Below are 17,125 nucleotides of genomic sequence, written 5' to 3' on the forward strand. Positions count from 1 at the left end.
AATCTATTGGGAAGCTATAAAAGCTTGTTTTGCTCGCAGGCAGGGATTAATCAAAGGATTTTGCAGCTCGGGAATAAAAGAACAGCAAGCGGCTGCTGGATCTCCGGAAGCGCTCAGAGCTCCTGCCCAGTATTCGTTTCCAGGATAGGCATTTCCATCCCATGCATATTGGGCTACCAGTAATTTGCCTTGGTTTTCCCCTTCCAGCCTATCTGCCGGGTCCCTATTTGAAAAATGAATTTTAATAGGGCGGCCATGCGTATGGAGCGACTCTCCATCCCCAACACCTCCACAAGTGGAATGAGGAGGAAAATAAGCAAAATGAAGGTCCGAAATATGAGCAAACTCATGCTTGGCCAATAGCTCCGCATAAACCTCAAGCATCAAATCGCTCTGCTCGTCGCAGACTTTCCATACGCCCAATCCTAATCCTGCCAGATGCAAATAAGCCTGCTTATTCTGCTCTTTTGCGCGTTGATTGGCCTCTTGTAAAAAGGGCTCAAGAATGAGCTTTAAGCGCTCTTTATAAACTTTTTTGTTCAAATAGCAATCCGGAAGGATGCAAAGGTATTGCCCCGTTTGGTCGGCTACCGCTTCTTCAAAAGATGGAAAATTATCTTTCTCTCCAGTCTTTTCTCCATAAAACTTTGCCCACATCCTATTTGCTTGCGTTTGAGGATGGGAAGGATCGGCAAGCCTCCCATATCCCTTTTCACGGCAGTTCTGTTCAGGAGTAATCAGCATATGCTGAAACTCCATTACACCAGGCCTCTCAAAGCGCGCCCCTACCAACCCCACATAAATGCCCTTTGCTTCGCAAACCTTTTTTCCCAACTTAGCATAGTTATATCGACTACCCGTATTGATAAAATGAGTAGGGACAGATACGCCTATCAAAGCGGAAAGCTGCATTTCGTCATAGGATAGATAGTCGCTCAGGCAAAGAGGAGACTGCTCTTGCGCTGTTCCTATTGTTTCAAATCCGCCCTCGTCCCTTTTTCCATCTCGCAACAAGTATTGATCGCTCGCCTGCATAAACATCAAAGGCCGTTTGCTGAGCAGGCGGTCCAAAAATTCTTCCGGAGACAGCGTTTGATAAAGCGCCTTTTCAATAGCGCTCCCCGTCTGCCGCTTATGGTTTAAAAACTCTTCGATTAAATGGAATGTCTTTGCATGCAAGATCGGTCGCGTTGCGCGCGCATGCTCTAACACTTCAGTTTGAAGCTGAGGAGTGACTGCAAAATTTTTAATCAAGTTGTTAACCGTTGGGAAAGGGACAGATTGAGCAAAGGCTTGGGACTTCTGGACAAGTAGATCAAAAGTCAACAAAGGCTCTTGAGGAGGAGATAAAGGGGCAACAGGCTGTACTTGACAGGTAGGGGGCAAGGAAGGTGGCAAAGTACGATGAAAAAGAGCAGGAATAGGCGCATTTGTCTCTTGCCTGTAAGAAAATCGATTCTTTAAATAAGAAAAAGTAAAGTAAAGAGAGGTGGCTAAAATTCCAAGGGCAATGGCATAAATTAAACAATTCAGCGGTCTTACTCTAGTCAATTGACCAATAGAGAAGGGAATAAAGTTAGCAATAGAAGAAGAAGATATGTTCGTTAACATAGTTTAATACAACAATATATTAGAAAGTTACAGATTAACTCAAATTCTATTAAATTGAAAACAATTTAAAATTAAAATTTAGTTAAAAATAATTAAAGAAATGCTATAATTCAAAATAGGAAGTTAGAGAGATTAATAAATCGCGTGCTATTCATGAGGTCACTTATGAGTGCATTAAATCCCAGTCCTGTTTCCTCCTCGACTGAAGAGGAAGTGACCAGAATACAAAAAGCCATCAATCAAGACATAATTGCCCAAGAAGCAATCGATCAAGATAGAAAAGTTCAAGAAGACATTACCGAAGACATCAAAAACGGGATCCAAAAAGAGCAGGAAGAGAAAACCGAAGAATTTATTCACTCCTTGCAATCTAGCCCTTTAATGAATCCGACTCCGCCCGATCCAATTCAGATAGATCAATTCAACAAGCAGCATCGCAAGCAAACCAAACGGTTGCGCAGCGTTAATACCAAAGCTTAGTCAAGCTTTACTCCCAAAAGTAGAAATAGCCTAGGCAAAAACCAAGCCGGCTCTTTTCTGTTTTTGGCATGCTTTCATATTTTTAATTGTTTTTAGAGGTTTATTATGAGTTCTATTAACTCCGGTTCTCTAAACCCTTTAGATCCAAGCATTTTAACGTACACAGATCCTAGCATTCTGCAAGCGCAAGACGCGATCACTCAAGAGGATATTGATGCCGACACGCTTGAAAAGGAAAGGATCCAAGAGGAAATCTTAGAAGAAGCGCAAAAAGCGCAAGATGGGGCAAGCGGGCTTTCTTCTCCTAGTGCAGCTTCCAATTCCATTTCAGGCTCTTCTTTAACAGCGACAACAGGCACAACCGCTTCCGTGGGAGTTGCCCCCGCTCCGTTTACCAATCCTGCCGCCAATGACGTCCAAGCCACTGAGGCGATTAAGCGTCATCGCAGGCATGGTAAACATCTCTTAAACGTAAACGACAAGATCTAAAAGACCGTTAACTCGTTTAATTTCCTTTATGGATAATATATCCAGGCAAGAGTTGGCAAAATAGCCATTTCTATTTCTGCGTTTAGGCTTGGATGAAGGCTGCAAAAGAGCCTTCTTTATCCAAGAAGGAAATTAATTCATACGATTTTTGCTTTTAAACAATTTTAGTTCGACAAAATGTTAGGCTGTATAAAGCACAGGGATAGCCTTCGCTTAAAGTTTCGGCACAGTGGCGAAGGGTAGCTCCCGTTGTCATGACATCATCGATCAAAAGAAGGGTTTTGTCTTGAATCGAATAGGTCTTTTTTAATTTAAACGCCTCTTTTTCCAGTCTCTGCCTTTGTTCAAACAGTAGCCCGGCTTGGCTATAAGGATCGCCTGTACGCTTGAGGGCATGCCAAACGGGTACTTGTAAAAGGGCTGCTAGTTCTTCTGCAATTAAGGCGCTTTGATTGTAGCCACGAGCAATCCAATGGCTCCTAGAAAGAGGAACGGGAACTAGCGCATCGGGAATGGGCCATTTTAAGCGAAAAAACTGAGCGAGCAAAAAAGCGGCAGCTCCTTTTGCCAAATAAGGCTGATTAAAATATTTTAAATGCTTGATGAGGGAACCGGCGGGCCCTTCATAATCAAAAGCTGCTGCCATCCGAAAAAAAAGAGAGGGAAAGTGGAGGCAATGGAGGCAAAGGGGATCATCTTCCTCTTTTATATTGAAGCAAGATGGGCAAAAATCTTGGGGATTGAGCAATTCCAATAAAGACGCACACGACATACAAAGAACAGCCGGATCGGGAGAGAGAAATTCCCGGCAATGCAAACAACGCGAAGGAAAGAATAAATGCAAGCAAGAAGCCTTGAGCGCCCGCAGCCATATTTTTCCTTTATCCGCGCCCCCAGAGCATAGACCGTTTTTTTCTTTTAAAACGTTGCGGATCAATGGAAGAAGCATCAAATAATTCTCCTGTCCTTTTTTTATATTCCTGCGCTAAATGAGCTGTCAAATCAGAATAATAAGCAGGATAATGGACTTTAATCCAAGCATCAATTTTCCAAACCACGTGTTCTAAATCTTTTTTATAATAACCGACTTGCTTCATTTGCTCATTTTCACTTAATTTGCCTACGTCTAAGTGAAAGGGAGTGTCTCCAATGAAGCCGGTATTAAATAGCACGCCGTGGTCCCTATCGTATACTCCCTTTTGATATTCCTGTTCATACATATCCAATAAGCGGGAGATGGCCTCTTTTGCCGCTTGCACTCGATTGGCGTTAAGCAACTGCGTGAGGCGAGCGCGAAGGGTCTCCCCTTTTTTTTGAACCATAAACACGACGTCATCCAGATTAATGCGATGCCTTAAGCCCAATTTATCTATGACGGTTACTTGCTGCTTGATAAAATCCGTTGGCCCAAGATGCAAATAAATGAGCCCTGCCGCTTGGCGATTTTTACGATAAGCGAGATCATAGCCCTCAAACACCCCGATTAATTTGCGCTTTTTGCGCTCCAAATAATGCGCCTTATAGTGATTAAAGGGAGAAACGGGTGGAAGGAGATGAATCAGCCAATTCGGCTTAACATGTTTGAATTTAAAGAATTTTAAAACATAGGCTTGATCTTCGCTTGCAAAGGCATAGCTTTGCGCTCCCTTCCCAATATAGAAGAATTTTTGCTGTAGAATGGCAGTCAAATCCCTTTGCTCTTCCCCCGTTAAAGGCTCAACCTTCCAAGGAACTTCAAAATCAAATTGATAAGTCATATTAGACAGACGAAAGTCATCTGTTAAAGAATAATAGAGGCGGGCCGCTCCAAAGAGAAGCAATGAGGCCAGTAAACCTCCATAGATGACTTTTTTCCATTGTGTGACTTTCATTGTCCTTTTTCTCCGACTTAGTACCCGCAATTTGCCAAAAGACGCTTAAAAACTCAAAACTCGAGTTAAAACGTTCAATTTTGAGGGTTTAGATAATTTATGCACAAGTGAATTTAAAACTAGATACCCTTCCTGCCCCTTGATAAAGATTAAGGCAGAGCAGGCCACACAGGACGCTTGAAGGATTTTTTAGATCCGTTCCCGTTCTTATTTTTCCTCTGCTCTTGTAATGAATAAAAACATGTGTTTTTAAGAAGCGATTAGTAACCTGAGTTTGGAGTTTTTTTGTCCTTTGGACTGACGTGAAAGCGCTTATCATTTATTTATCTCCACGGCTTTGACGCAGTCGAAAGGGCAAAAAACTCCACATTCCGATTAGTAGTCTTGATCGCCAACCAGAGAGGGTTGCGGCTCTTTCCTTGGCATTTTGACATGCTTTTGCAGGGCATACTTGGGATTTTTCAAATGACCTTGGACAGAGACAGTAAAGAGCTCGGCTAATTTAAAAAACAAATTATATTGCTTCATTCGAATTTGAATAGACAAATTACCATCCATATCCATCCAAGAAGGTGTATGGCTATCGGCTAAATAAAATTTTGATCCTCTGCCTTCACTATAGACATCCTTAAATTTTGTTAGATAAAACCGATCTCCTTGCAAATTAAAATAAATCGTCCCGGTAACGGGATTTAGGACATGGGGATCAAGGCCTAGCCGCAAAATAATTTCTGCAGGAATAGCCAATAAGGGATGATAGATATTCTTGCGCGACGCATTCTGAAAGTGCAAGCTCCCTTGCGCTTGCCAGCTAGGAAGATGAGCGAAGTTGCCTGAGAAATTCTGGAAATCCAAGCGCTTAATTAAAAGCGTTTTAAATTTAGAAGAAGGGATATCTTCCTCACTTTTTCTTAATAAAGCCGGCCTAAATTTTTTAATGCTAAGCTGCGGGATAAATAGCCACCAATCTTGCGTGCGCTCATCCTCAACGGCAGTCATTTTTGCACTGGTCAGATAAATAGCTGGATCTTGAATCGTCAAATTTTGCAATTCGACATGCTTGGGACTATAATTCATATCCGACTCCAGCCAGGCAAATTGATATCCCTTTAAAATCGCATCTCGGCTAAGGAGCTTTCCTTGAAAGAAGAGAGCGTCCCAAATAGAGCCATCCTCATTGGAATTAAGCCAAAAATGGCCCGAAAAAGTATAGAGGGAGCCAAGTTTCAAATCGTGAATCTTCTGGGCCAAAGAAGGCGTCAACAAGGGGCCTATTTGGTTAAAATCCACTTCTATGCTCCCTTCCAAAGCTGACCAATTTGGAGATTCTTCACTTACAGAAGAGGCGTTCAAGTCGCAATTTATCCCGCCAAATAGGCCTTTAACTGCTTGAATGCGAAAGCCTTCCTTAGAACGATCGGACCAGTTGATTGTTAAAGGAAAAGAAAGCGCAGAAGAAGGATTAAATGGGTCATTTAAGACATATGCGCCCTTGTCGCAATCAGGCCAATTAGCTGTCCCTTGGATTTGAAAAGAGCATCTTTCATGTGAAGAAAGGGCGGAGAACGACAATTGCTCGTCCGCGATAGCAAACCGGCAATTTTTTAAATCCCAAGAGCGGTTTTTAAATTGATAAATGCCATCATTTAAGGAAAGATTCAAAGAAGACTTTTGCGGAGCTGTTTCAAATGCCAGAGTCCCTATCAGCTCCCCTTGCGTTTTGACCGTTGTGAAAAGCTGCTTAAAAGACTCGCTGATTAAATCCGGAAAATGCTGTTGAAAGGCGTCGGCAAGCTCTTTCAGGTGCGGGCAGAAAAATGTAAAAGCTAAAGAAGGACAGCCCAGGCAGCTTTGATTGCCATCGTAATTGAGCTGATTCATGGAAAGCTTTGCCTGGGGATTAAGTCGATCCCCCAGTAGCAGTTCTAAATTCTCTACACGGACCTTTTTATCCGATTGCAATTGCAAACGAAAAGGCTGTTTGATGTTAAACGCATAATCTTTGCAAGACACTTGCTGGGTTTCCGCCATCAAATCCGCTTGAATGCAATACCAAGGTGCGATGGGCAGGCAATTCACTCTCATATCTCCAGACAGGCGCAGGGTGCCCTGCGGCCGCCACTTTTCGGCTGATTCCTTAAAAGCTTCCCATTCATTCAGCTTGGATAAATTGACTTCTCCCAGCTTAACTTTGGCATTGGCATATCCCTCTTCCGGAAAAAGATCGCCTTCCAAACCAAGGAGCAAAGCCCCTCCGTCATTTAATCCTAGGAAATTAATTTTCCATTTGTCCGGCATTTGTTGCAGATCTGCAAAAAGAGTGAGCTGGTCCCACTGCAAAGGATCGATTATCCATCTCTTATCTTGTTTTTTGCCTTTTGCGAGAAAAGAGTGGAGGAAGGAAGACTGCGCCTTAATGTTAGAGCTTTCAAGGGCATAACTATAGCTTCCTTCAATCGGATCGTAATGCAAAGCAAGTTCCAAGATCCCTTCTACATTCTCTAATTGATTCAATTTTTCCAGCATTTGATGGGACAAGCAAAGCAAGCCCGTGCGGCGAAAACGCCTCAAGTCTTTAATAACGCCTCCGAGGTCAATTTGAAATTCGCCTTTTAAAGCATCCAGCGCTGTCCAATCCTTCACGCGGCAAATCAACGCTTTTGGATACATGTGGCTTAGGTGGGACGTTGTTAAATCAAAGATAATGTCTTTTACCCCTTCTTCGCGGTCCGCGGTAAAAGCGGCAAGGCGCATTAATTCGTCTTCGCGGTCCTTAATCCAGATGTCTATATTCAAGTCTTGACGCTCGATTCCTTGCAAAGTGATGTGATGGCCTCCAAATGTGTATTCTTCCACGCGGCGAGGCTTGCCGATAAGCAGGGAGCCTTGGATGTCTGTAAATTCTAGGCATTCACGATCATGGTGATAGTCCACATCCATATACAGCCCTTTGAGAGCCATATCAGCGCTTTCTGCAGGTAGAAAGCCATTCGAAATCGTCCCCTGGAAATTGGCTTGAAGCTGATAATCTTTAGGCACAAAGGCAAAATGCAAAAACAACCCTTTATTGCGGCCATTCAGGTCGCCGTCCAAAGGAATTTTATAAAGGGGGGAAGAAGAATGAAGATGGGAAAGCAAGGATTGAACATGGGAAATTTTTCCAAAGCACGTGGGGCTCTTAATAGTCACGCTAAAGACGCCCGGGGCCGGATCGCTATAATCGAGGTCTAGGCACCCGGCAAAATATACATCCTGGCAATAAGCCTCCATAGAACGGATATGAAGCATTTTATTTTTAAATAAGATTGCCCCTTGGATATCATTGAAATGAAGGCCGCTGTTTTTCTCAAAATAAGAGGCTTTTTGAATAGGCAGAAGCCCTTGATGGGAATAAGAACTTAAGTCAAATTGATGCCATCCGATCAATTCTCCGGGAACCGTCGACTGAAGATGGGGTGCCTCAATGAGCAGGTCTTCATTTTCAATTTTTAAATTCTTCACATCATATTTGACAGAGATCATTTGATGGTCGAAAGACCCCTTAAATTCGCCTCTCCCGCTCATTTGGAGAATGCCTTGCCGGAAGATAAAGGGTGAGACAAATTTTTCTAAGGGGAGGTTTCCTGCATAAAACCACCCGATAGGAACCAGCTTGTTTGCTAGCCCTTCTGAAATGCGCTTCAGCTCGCATCCGAAATGAATGAGATCGGCTTGTTTAGAAGAACTCTCTTGAATATGAAGGGTTCCCACCATGTCTATTTGCTGCCCATTCTGCTTGACATTTGCCAAGACGCCTAAACGGTGATCTTTAAATTGGGCTTGCAACCCCTCTTGCATGCAGCTTGGAAAAAGCTCCGCCAGATCATGGACTTGCCCGTCCAATTTAAGCGTGATCAATTCTTTATGCTCTCCCCATTCAATGTCCATCACGCCTTTTAAACCTGCCAGTTCCATGGCAACTAAAGCATGGGGAATGGTTCCCTGATTAACCTTTAAATGAGTCTGAATAGCCGTCAGAGGAAGCTTGAAATTGACGCTTTCCAATTGAACATAGCCATTATCCAAGTCTAGATCAGCAGTAAAAGAACGCCAAATATCGGGTTCGGCCAGATTAATTTTCCCTTGCCCGCTTGCTTGCGAACACGAGCAAGTTGCCTCAAAAGCCGGAAGCTTAAATTCCAAATCGGAAACCTTTACATCCCTAAAATGCAGGTCCGTGATCTCTTGATCATTTAAATGAAGTCCTATCAAGGCATCCAGCATGCCCCTCTGCAACTCGATTAGCTTTGCCTGCGGCCAATAGGTAGCAAAGAAAGCCTGTAGCAAATTGCAGTCCTTGTAAGATATCTTTTCCAATTTTACTTCGATTTGTTTGCCATTTTCCGCAATGGGATGGAGAAGCAAATGAATTTTACCTTCGGAATAAAGAGGCGAAGCGCAAAACAAATTGACATCTAAATTTAAGCTGCGCTGGGCATTTAAATGCGCCTCCCCTTGCAGTTTAAGTTGAGAACAATACTCATGCTGAGAGCCTTGCGCTTGAAAATCAAGCTTTGCTTTCCTTAGCCCATCTATGCGTGCATAGCCTTCTATCTGATTGATTTTCCAGCTCGTTTGGGATGGATGATCATAGGCCAGAGCGGCCGGCTTTAAAAGAGCCAGCTCTCCAACAGTTGTTGAAGAAAGCTCGGAGGAAGGGTCAAACCCGGCATTTTTTGCCAGCTTTAAACGGGCTTCTCCCACTGAACCGGTCAAATAGATTTGGCTATGCACAAAATTTAAATCTTCAATCAGCAGCTCTCCATCTAAATAAGGGCGATGATCCAGAGGAAAAACAGCTTTAATATGCCCATCTATCTGCCCCGAAGCTATTTGACAAGGCTCTAGGGAAGGAAGCGCTATTTTTATCAATTCGGCCAAGGGAAGGCAATCTACTTTTCTGCACTCTAAGCTCAATTCCATCGCATGGGGTTGGCTGGAGGCCTGAATTAAAAAGTAATTTTCATTGGATGATTGCCCATTTAAATAAGCTTGGAGATATCCTCCCGAACCGCTATTAATATTGGCATTCAATAAAAGAGCGTGAGGGTGGAATTGAGGAGAAGAAGCCCAATTGAGCATGCCATTTTTAATTTGGATGCTTGGATGGACATAAAACCACGTTTCTTGCGGACTTAATAAATCCTGCCATTTTGCCCACGTGACTTCACTCATATCGCCGATCTTCCAACTAGGCTGATCTATTGCTAAGGAAAGATCAAGCTGGCGCTCCCAAAAATAAACCTCATAAGCAATATCAATTTGCTTAGCCAAAAAAGCCTGCGAAGAGTCAAAACGGGGATATTCAATGACGAGGCGCCCCTCTTTGAAATACATATCCCGATAAACTAGCTGGCTGCCAAAATGCTGGGAAAGATAAGACTGAATGATCCATTTAAAAATAGATGTGCGCAGAGAATTTTGAAAAAAAACTGCCAGGGCAAAAATACCTACAAAACTGATCAAGCAGATTTTTTTTATCATTGCAAGCCACTACTAGTGATTAATATCAATAAAGCTTGATATATACAATAGCGGCAAGGCGGTTTCTTTTGGAGTGTTTTCATAGAAGATCGCGTTATTCCTATTCTTTGATTTCCATTCAAAATCGAACGCAGAATAGGGATAAATCAATATTCCTTGTTATGAAATGAAATTTTTAATACCCTACATTTAACTTTAACAAAGCTCGGATTAAGACTGTGTCATATTAGCCATCTGATTAAAGATGATGAATGCTGGGACGCATCGTCAATTAGTCAATGGCTTGGGTTTGAAGGTGTTTTCTTCAGGGAAAAAAGAATTCGGACAGGGTTCATTAGCTAATTGAAGGCACGCCCTAGCATTTATCTCTCTAATTCTTAAAGGCGGTTATATATGGATATTAAAGTGCCCGTCAAAGAACTTTCAATCGGCCCCCATGTCGTGTATTTATCCCTCAAACAGCAAACCCCCTTAGTTGACTTTCAAAATCAGACGTTCAATCATTTATGGTTCTTGGTCAACCAACTTCCCGAGCTATCTAATCCTTTGTATATCAAAGAATTTGCTCAAATTTCCAATTTCTTTTGGAAAGGATTGCTTTTTCAATATATCGATTCGGTTCCTGCCTACCAGAAGCGCTATATCGAACAAGTGGAAATGGAAAAAAAATATCCGGCTGACATTTTTGAATATCGGCTGACGGATTATAAAATCTTTGATGTATCGGTTATGCATGAGCCTAAAGTTGAGCAAGATACCTTAATTTACTTCGTCTACAATGTCAGCAATGGCCTTCCGTATCGAGTTGTCTGCCCTTTTCCCTATACATCCACTTCCCCTTTTGTTCACTATCAAATTCTGCCTATTAAAGAATGAATTTTTTTATTTGCAAGATCATTTGAATTTGATAGCCTGACACCAATTAAATGAAGATATTGGGATAGAAGGCTAGAGAGCTATCTTCAGATTAAAAAGCGATTGAAAATCACGTTAAGAAAGCCTTTTGGTCTGTTTTTTCGTCGCTTGATCCCTCATTCGAATAGATTTGCTGCCTACCCGTCGGCACATCTTAATTTTTTAGCCTGAATTATTCTTCTAGCCTTCTTATTCATCTTAACCTGATTGAGCAAAATTAAAATGGTAAAAGCATGTTAAGAAGACTGCTAGATTATCAGCTATCTTTGACGGAAAAAGGAAAAATTTTCCATAAAATACGTCCACTCATTGAAGCGACCGATACATTTTTATATGAAGCGCCCATCAATACCAAAAGAAGTCCGCATATCCGCGATGCAGTGGATATCAAGCGTTGGATGCTCCTTGTTGTATTAGCATTGGTCCCTTGTATTTTCATGGCTATTTGGAATACGGGACTGCAAAATTTCGTTTACACAAGCGGCGATTATAAGTTGATGGATGAATATTTGGCGGGTGCCAATACGCTGCAGGGATATTTCGATTTCGCCTTTAAAGAGAACCGCTACTTATCCATCCTTAAAGAAGGCTTCATCGCTCTTATTCCTGTCGTCATTATTGCTTATGCCGTAGGAGGTTTGTGCGAGGCCCTATTTGCCATTGTACGAGGCCATGAAATTGGAGAGGGATTTCTTGTAACGGGCATTCTCTATGCACTCATTCTTCCTCCAACTATTCCTTATTGGATGGTTGCTGTCGGAGTTGCTGCCGGCGTTATTTTAGGGAAAGAAGTATTCGGAGGCTCGGGTATGAATATTGTCAACCCAGCTTTAGCCTGCCGGGCTTTCCTATTCTTTACTTTTCCAGGAAAAATGTCGGGCGATGTATGGGTAGGAACAAATCCGACGCAAGTCCGTGAAAGCCTATTGAAGATGAATCAAGAGGCGCATACGAATGCATTAGACGGCTACAGCCAAGCCACGCATCTTGCCCGCTTCAATATCAATCAGGACATTAAACGGATTCACGTGGATGCCATCGCCACTAACAATTTAGGATCGCATGTCAACACTTATCCAGCCATTGAAAAGCATTTCAATCATTGGAACGAAACTGGGCATCACCAGGCCACTCTTACTCAAATGGAACCCGAACAGCTCAAGCAATTCGTAACCGCTCCCTTAGCCGAAGGAGGATTGGGGCTGGCCCCAAGCAATTATGAGGATGCTTATCACTTTGCATCCTTGAACTATGGACTAGGGCATAATGGAGACTGGAATTTCTTTTTAGGAGATAAGCTCGGCTGCATGGGCGAAACGTCTGTTTTAGCCTGTCTAATCGGAGCGCTTTTTTTAATTTGGACAGGTGTCGGTTCTTGGCGGACTATGGCAGGGATGGCATTGGGAGCTTTTTTAACCGCTCTCTTATTTCAGACGGGGGCGCATTTTTTTGGATCTGACGGAGGGGCGTGGAATCCGGCCGTTTTGGGATTTCCGGCCTATAAGCATCTTCTTTTAGGAGGATTGGCTTTTGGAATTGTCTTCATGGCAACCGATCCAGTGTCCTCTCCTGCCATGAAGCTTTCAAGATGGATCTATGGGGCTTTAGCAGGGGTTGTCACAATTGTCATTAGGGATATTAATCCCGCTTATCCGGAAGGAGTCATGCTAGCGATCTTAATGGCAAATGTATTTGCGCCGTTAATCGATTACTATGTCGTTCATTACTATAGAAAGAGGAGCATGCGCCGTGCAAGAGCCTAAACGCGCCTTTAGAATTAGCCAAAATCAGTACACCCTGCTTTTTATGGTCATCTTGAGCCTCATTTGCGCGCTTATTCTTTCCGTTTTAGCGAGCGCTCTGCAAAAGCCTCAAGAAATGGCCAAAGAATTAGACCGAAGCAAACAAATGCTCATTGCTGCGCGCATCATCAGTCCTTATGGCTATTTCCTCATCCAAGACAAGCAAGGCCAGTTTGTCCCGGCTAAATTCACCAAAGGAGGAGTTTTAGAGCCATCCGAGGAAAAAATTATTCCGAGCGGAGACCAAATCTTAGACGTTTACCGTACGCGCATCAGCTCCTTTCTAGTCAATGATTCAGGCGAGCCAACGACTTTCCAGCAGGCAGGAATAGACGAGCAGAAATATGTGTCCGACTTTCGCAAAACAGGCTATTACCGCGAGCCGTTAAAACTGATCTACAAAATCTATCCCAATCCTCAAGCAGGAAAAAAAGAGGAAAAAGAAAAAGCCATTGAAGGCTACGTCATTCCCATCAACGGCATGGGTTTGTGGGATGCTATCTATGGTTATTTAGCGATTAAGCCTGATGGAAATACAGTCATTGGCATTTCCTGGTACGATCAAAAAGAAACGCCAGGCTTGGGAGCCAATATTGCTGAACCCGACTGGCAAAGCCAATTTCCTGGCAAACATATTTTCCAAGAAAGCGGCGGAGGAAAAACCGATTTCAAGACAGCTTCTTTAGGCATTACAGTTGTCAAAGGAAAAGTCAATGAAGTCCTTGGCAACTCTCCTAAAGCCTTGAGTGCAGTAGATGGCATGGCAGGAGCCACTTTAACAGGCAATGGAGTCACTAATGCCTATAAAGATGTGCTAGCGGCCTATCGGCCTTTCTTAATCCGTGCACATGATGAACTTGAAAATTCTCAAACAAAGAGGTAAAGCGATGAGCCAATCTAAACCTCCTGTATCGACTTATTTTACTTCTCAGCTATGGACAGGCAACCAAGTGCTTGTGGCCGTTTTGGGAATTTGCTCCGCGCTTGCCATCACCAATCGTTTGAGCGTGGCCATTACAATGGGACTTTCCGTTTCCTTTGTGACCGCTTTTTCTTCTTTATTTGTTTCGCTTTTGCGAAAAATTACGCCTGACAGCGTCCGCATGATTGCCCAGCTTGCCATCATTTCTGTTTTTGTGATCATCATCGATCAATTTTTGCAGGCTTATTTTTTCAGCATTTCCAAAGTCCTTAGCGTGTTTGTCGGGCTCATTATCACCAACTGCATCGTTATGGGGCGAACGGAAGGAATGGCAAAAAATGTCGAGCCGCTGCCTGCTTTTTTAGATGGGCTAGGAGCGGGAATGGGATATGCCATTGTTCTATTTATCGTCGCTTTTATTCGTGAGCTTTTCGGATTTGGACAACTATTTGGCTATCAGGTCATTCCCCTCTCCTGGTATGCAACGGCAGAGCATCCGGATGCCTACGATAACTTTGTCTTGATGGTCAGCCCGCCGGCGGCTTTTTTTATTATCGGCGGCCTTATTTATCTTTCCAGAAAAATGCAGGGAAATGCTTAATCATGTTTTGAATGGATAGCGAAAGGAGCTTTTATGTGGATGGGTGGCTATAGCGCGTTAAATCTTTTGGGACTGTTGATCCAGGCCGTTTTTATTGAAAACTTTCTGCTTGTCAACTTTCTCGGCATGTGTACCTATTTAGCCTGTTCCAATAAGCTTAAAACAGCCAACGGATTGGGAGTGGCCGTCGTCTTTGTTTTGACCGTCTCTGGAGTGTTAAATTGGTTTGTCCACCGCTTTGTCACAGGTCCCGGAGCTTTGTCCTGGCTGGATATATTTGGCATACAGGCTTCTCAAATCAACCTAGGATTTTTAGAATTCCTACTCTTTATTTCTGTGATTGCCGGCTTCACGCAAATTCTTGAAATCATCATTGAAAAGCTCTCTCCTGCACTTTATATGTCCTTGGGGCTTTACCTTCCCTTGATCGCCGTCAATTGCGCTATCTTAGGAGCTTGCTTATTTGCCGTCACACGTGATTATCCCTTTGTTCCCAATTTAATTTATGTATTTGGATCAGCAGTGGGCTGGTGGCTGGCCATTGCCCTGATTGCGGCGATCCGGGAAAAAATTGCCGTTTCCAATGTTGTACCCGCCTTAAGAGGGATGGGAATTACGTTTATCATGTCGGGATTGATGTCCATGGCCTTTATGGGATTTACAGGCATCAAGCTTGCTGCTCCTTCTTTACCGGAAGCAGGACCGGAACAGCTTTTTCCCATCAAGGACACAACAATGCCCGGCGATTCGCCCATTCAAGGCGCTCCCACACGGGCAAAAGAATAGGCATAATTATTTAGGGATCTTATATTTAGGGATCTTATGCAACGGCCTTCGTTAGTGGATATCAGACAAGTCAATTCCAAAATCAAGCTTGATATTGTCTATGCAACGCCAAATAATTTTACCAATCAAAGCCTATATCCTTTTCCTTTTTGCGTGGTTCATTTCCATACGGCTTCAGCCTTAAATCGCGTCCAATTGTCCCTAGAAAAGCAAGGACTCGGCTTAAAAATTTTCGATGGCTATCGCCCTCTTTGCGTTCAGCAAAAAATGTGGGACATTGTGCAGGATGAAAGGTTTGTTTCTAATCCATCTAAAAATCGGGCTCGCCACGCAAGAGGAACGGCCGTTGATGTCACGCTTGTCGATAGCCAAGGGAATGAGCTGGAAATGCCTACAGGCTTTGACGATTTTACAGAACAAGCACATAGCCATTCTAAATCCATTTCTGCCGGGGCATGCCAAAATCGGTCGCTTCTGCAGGCAGCAATGAAAAAAGAAGAGTTTGAGCCTTTTGCTTTTGAATGGTGGCATTTTGATTTAAAAGGATGGCAAAATGAAGCTCTTTATCCCGTCATTAATCTATCTTTTGCCGATCTTGCCTGCTATGCCATTAAATAAGAAAGGGAGGATGCTCCTATGTCGCTAGCTACCATCCCCGCTGAAGTCGGGCTAAATATGATTTCTTACTTACCTCCCAAGGAGGCTTGGAATTTAGGTAAAACTTGCAAACAGTATTATACGCTCATTCAGAATGAATCGTATTGGAAGACAAGTTATCAATATTATTATCCCATTGCCTTTCAAATTCTGGCTCATTCCCCTTCTCCGGGAGCTAGTTGGCAGCAGACCTTTAAGCTCGCGCATAGCCTTTCAAAGAGAATTCAGCTGCCAGCTATAAGCTCTGTCCAGGACTTTAAGCTTGAACAAATTTTCTTATCTAATCAGCAAGAGCTTATTCTTTACAAGGAAGGAGGGGACACCTTTGTCTCCACCTCTCAATTAAGCCGCCGCCCTAACTCGAGAGGCTTTTTTGTTCATGTTGCTCAAGCGAGCCTTAAAGCGTTAATTCCCTCAGCTAATCTGTCCAGAGAAGTCAAATTAGAGGCTTTTCCGCGCCGCTTTAATGCCAATGAAATTCATCATATTTTAGTCCGTCCCTCTTTTATAGCATTGGGAATGGCTAGCGGAAAAATCTTCGTTTACGATTCTAAGGGAAAATTTAAACGCCAATGGATAGAACATACAGGCCCGATTACAGCCTTAAGAGCACAGGGAGAGTTGATTTACAGCGGCTCAGGCGATCACTCCATCCGCATTTGGTCTCTCCTAAGCGATAAAAGCCTTTATCAATTAAAAGAACATACAAAGGCCGTTAGTTGCCTAGACTTTATTGACTCACAGCGCTTTATCAGTGGATCCTTTGATAACACCTTAATTCTATGGCAGCGGAAGGAGGAAGGCTTCTCCCATCAAACGATTAAAACCCATCATGCCGGCATTATTGCCCTTCAAGCTCTTTCCCTTTTTGCTGCCAGTGCAGATCAAGCCGGAGTTGTTCATATTCACAATTTACAAAATCAAATCTGCTTTCAAACAATCAAAATAGAGGATTTTCAACGCGCAATCAATCCTATCAGCGATTTATCTTGGGATAAGGACAAGCTTACCATTCTTTTAAGAACAGGCGTCATTCAAGTGTGGGACTATCATCAAGCAGTGTGCCTTACCACCATTCCTAAACCTGCGAGTTTTTCTCCCCACTATCTTTTTTGCGAAAGCTCTAAAATTCAGTCTTTTTCCTTTCTTAAATTATCTACCATTGAGCTGAAAGCAGTAGAGAACAAGCCAGAAAACAGAAAAGCTAAATTAATCGCCGTATTAAACACTGTTAAAAACTTCTTCTATCCTTACACGTAAATAAGCCAATCATTTTATTTTTTTTCAAAATCCTTGCCTATTAACCTGAAATTTTGAGCTTTTGCCCTTTGGACTGGCGGGAAAGCTCTTGCAGATGAAAAATGGCAAGGCGGTCCATATTTTTCCAATAATGACCTGCTTGCCATTTATCATCTCCAAGGCTTTAGGCTTTAATGCAGGCGAAAGGGCAAAAAAATCAACATCAAGT

General features: G+C 42.9%; 13 protein-coding genes. 9 read left to right on the forward strand and 4 right to left on the reverse strand.

Annotated features, from left to right (window positions below; translation table 11 throughout):
* Window positions 1-3 precede the first annotated feature (3 nt).
* Window positions 4-1,611, reverse strand: a complete 1,608-nt coding sequence (locus tag BN3769_RS07040; protein WP_068469007.1) for an ADP-ribosylhydrolase MavL family protein — start codon at window positions 1,609-1,611, stop codon at window positions 4-6.
* Between the two features lie 165 nt (window positions 1,612-1,776).
* Here BN3769_RS07040 and BN3769_RS07045 point away from each other — a divergent pair, with 165 nt between their 5' ends.
* On the forward strand, window positions 1,777-2,091 hold the full coding sequence (locus tag BN3769_RS07045; protein ID WP_068469008.1) for a hypothetical protein: 315 nt from the start codon (window positions 1,777-1,779) through the stop codon (window positions 2,089-2,091).
* A gap of 105 nt (window positions 2,092-2,196) precedes the next feature.
* Entirely contained in the window at window positions 2,197-2,580 is a 384-nt protein-coding gene (locus BN3769_RS07050) for a hypothetical protein (RefSeq protein ID WP_068469010.1), read from the forward strand.
* A gap of 154 nt (window positions 2,581-2,734) precedes the next feature.
* Here the strand turns inward: BN3769_RS07050 and BN3769_RS07055 are convergent, their stop codons facing one another.
* The 3 genes from BN3769_RS07055 to BN3769_RS07065 all read right to left on the reverse strand — a co-directional run bounded on the left by BN3769_RS07055 (window position 2,735) and on the right by BN3769_RS07065 (window position 9,974).
* The gene (locus BN3769_RS07055; RefSeq protein ID WP_228840647.1) at window positions 2,735-3,529 is read right to left on the reverse strand and encodes a ComF family protein; all 795 of its coding nucleotides are present in this window, start codon (window positions 3,527-3,529) and stop codon (window positions 2,735-2,737) included.
* Entirely contained in the window at window positions 3,462-4,451 is a 990-nt protein-coding gene (locus BN3769_RS07060; protein WP_068469012.1) for a hypothetical protein, read from the reverse strand. Before BN3769_RS07060 ends, BN3769_RS07055 begins: the two co-directional genes overlap by 68 nt.
* A 375-nt stretch (window positions 4,452-4,826) precedes the next feature.
* Window positions 4,827-9,974 (reverse strand): hypothetical protein, encoded by a 5,148-nt coding sequence (locus tag BN3769_RS07065; RefSeq protein WP_068469018.1) that lies wholly within the window; start codon window positions 9,972-9,974, stop codon window positions 4,827-4,829.
* A 393-nt stretch (window positions 9,975-10,367) separates the two neighbouring features.
* Here BN3769_RS07065 and BN3769_RS07070 point away from each other — a divergent pair, with 393 nt between their 5' ends.
* The 7 genes from BN3769_RS07070 to BN3769_RS07100 all read left to right on the forward strand — a co-directional run bounded on the left by BN3769_RS07070 (window position 10,368) and on the right by BN3769_RS07100 (window position 16,917).
* The gene (locus tag BN3769_RS07070; protein WP_068469020.1) at window positions 10,368-10,850 is read left to right on the forward strand and encodes a hypothetical protein; all 483 of its coding nucleotides are present in this window, start codon (window positions 10,368-10,370) and stop codon (window positions 10,848-10,850) included.
* A 272-nt stretch (window positions 10,851-11,122) separates the two neighbouring features.
* Window positions 11,123-12,652 (forward strand): Na(+)-transporting NADH-quinone reductase subunit B, encoded by a 1,530-nt coding sequence (locus BN3769_RS07075; protein ID WP_068469022.1) that lies wholly within the window; start codon window positions 11,123-11,125, stop codon window positions 12,650-12,652.
* Window positions 12,639-13,574, forward strand: a complete 936-nt coding sequence (gene nqrC, locus BN3769_RS07080) for an NADH:ubiquinone reductase (Na(+)-transporting) subunit C (protein ID WP_228840645.1) — start codon at window positions 12,639-12,641, stop codon at window positions 13,572-13,574. Before BN3769_RS07075 ends, nqrC begins: the two co-directional genes overlap by 14 nt.
* Window positions 13,575-13,578: 4 nt before the next feature.
* The gene (nqrD, locus tag BN3769_RS07085; RefSeq protein WP_068469025.1) at window positions 13,579-14,214 is read left to right on the forward strand and encodes an NADH:ubiquinone reductase (Na(+)-transporting) subunit D; all 636 of its coding nucleotides are present in this window, start codon (window positions 13,579-13,581) and stop codon (window positions 14,212-14,214) included.
* A 33-nt stretch (window positions 14,215-14,247) separates the two neighbouring features.
* Complete coding sequence (gene nqrE / locus BN3769_RS07090; protein ID WP_068469026.1) at window positions 14,248-15,000, forward strand: NADH:ubiquinone reductase (Na(+)-transporting) subunit E; 753 nt, start codon at window positions 14,248-14,250, stop codon at window positions 14,998-15,000.
* A 36-nt stretch (window positions 15,001-15,036) separates the two neighbouring features.
* A complete protein-coding gene (locus BN3769_RS07095) occupies window positions 15,037-15,618 on the forward strand; it encodes a M15 family metallopeptidase (RefSeq protein ID WP_068469027.1) in 582 nt (193 codons plus the stop codon).
* A gap of 18 nt (window positions 15,619-15,636) precedes the next feature.
* Window positions 15,637-16,917: an F-box-like domain-containing protein gene (locus BN3769_RS07100; protein ID WP_068469029.1), complete on the forward strand. Its 1,281-nt coding sequence runs from the start codon at window positions 15,637-15,639 to the stop codon at window positions 16,915-16,917.
* Window positions 16,918-17,125: the final 208 nt, after the last annotated feature.

The organism is Candidatus Protochlamydia phocaeensis, assembly GCF_001545115.1.
In the GTDB taxonomy this organism is placed as follows: Bacteria; Chlamydiota; Chlamydiia; order Chlamydiales; family Parachlamydiaceae; genus Protochlamydia_A; species Protochlamydia_A phocaeensis.

Excerpts from the sequence above, each read along its gene's own strand:
- BN3769_RS07040 (WP_068469007.1), bottom strand. The coding sequence starts at position 1,611 with ATGTTAACGAACATATCTTCTTCTTCTATTGCTAACTTTATTCCCTTC.
- BN3769_RS07045 (WP_068469008.1), top strand. The coding sequence starts at position 1,777 with ATGAGTGCATTAAATCCCAGTCCTGTTTCCTCCTCGACTGAAGAGGAA.
- BN3769_RS07050 (WP_068469010.1), top strand. The coding sequence starts at position 2,197 with ATGAGTTCTATTAACTCCGGTTCTCTAAACCCTTTAGATCCAAGCATT.
- BN3769_RS07055 (WP_228840647.1), bottom strand. The coding sequence starts at position 3,529 with ATGCTTCTTCCATTGATCCGCAACGTTTTAAAAGAAAAAAACGGTCTA.
- BN3769_RS07060 (WP_068469012.1), bottom strand. The coding sequence starts at position 4,451 with ATGAAAGTCACACAATGGAAAAAAGTCATCTATGGAGGTTTACTGGCC.
- BN3769_RS07065 (WP_068469018.1), bottom strand. The coding sequence starts at position 9,974 with ATGATAAAAAAAATCTGCTTGATCAGTTTTGTAGGTATTTTTGCCCTG.
- BN3769_RS07070 (WP_068469020.1), top strand. The coding sequence starts at position 10,368 with ATGGATATTAAAGTGCCCGTCAAAGAACTTTCAATCGGCCCCCATGTC.
- BN3769_RS07075 (WP_068469022.1), top strand. The coding sequence starts at position 11,123 with ATGTTAAGAAGACTGCTAGATTATCAGCTATCTTTGACGGAAAAAGGA.
- nqrD (WP_068469025.1), top strand. The coding sequence starts at position 13,579 with ATGAGCCAATCTAAACCTCCTGTATCGACTTATTTTACTTCTCAGCTA.
- nqrE (WP_068469026.1), top strand. The coding sequence starts at position 14,248 with ATGTGGATGGGTGGCTATAGCGCGTTAAATCTTTTGGGACTGTTGATC.
- BN3769_RS07095 (WP_068469027.1), top strand. The coding sequence starts at position 15,037 with ATGCAACGGCCTTCGTTAGTGGATATCAGACAAGTCAATTCCAAAATC.
- BN3769_RS07100 (WP_068469029.1), top strand. The coding sequence starts at position 15,637 with ATGTCGCTAGCTACCATCCCCGCTGAAGTCGGGCTAAATATGATTTCT.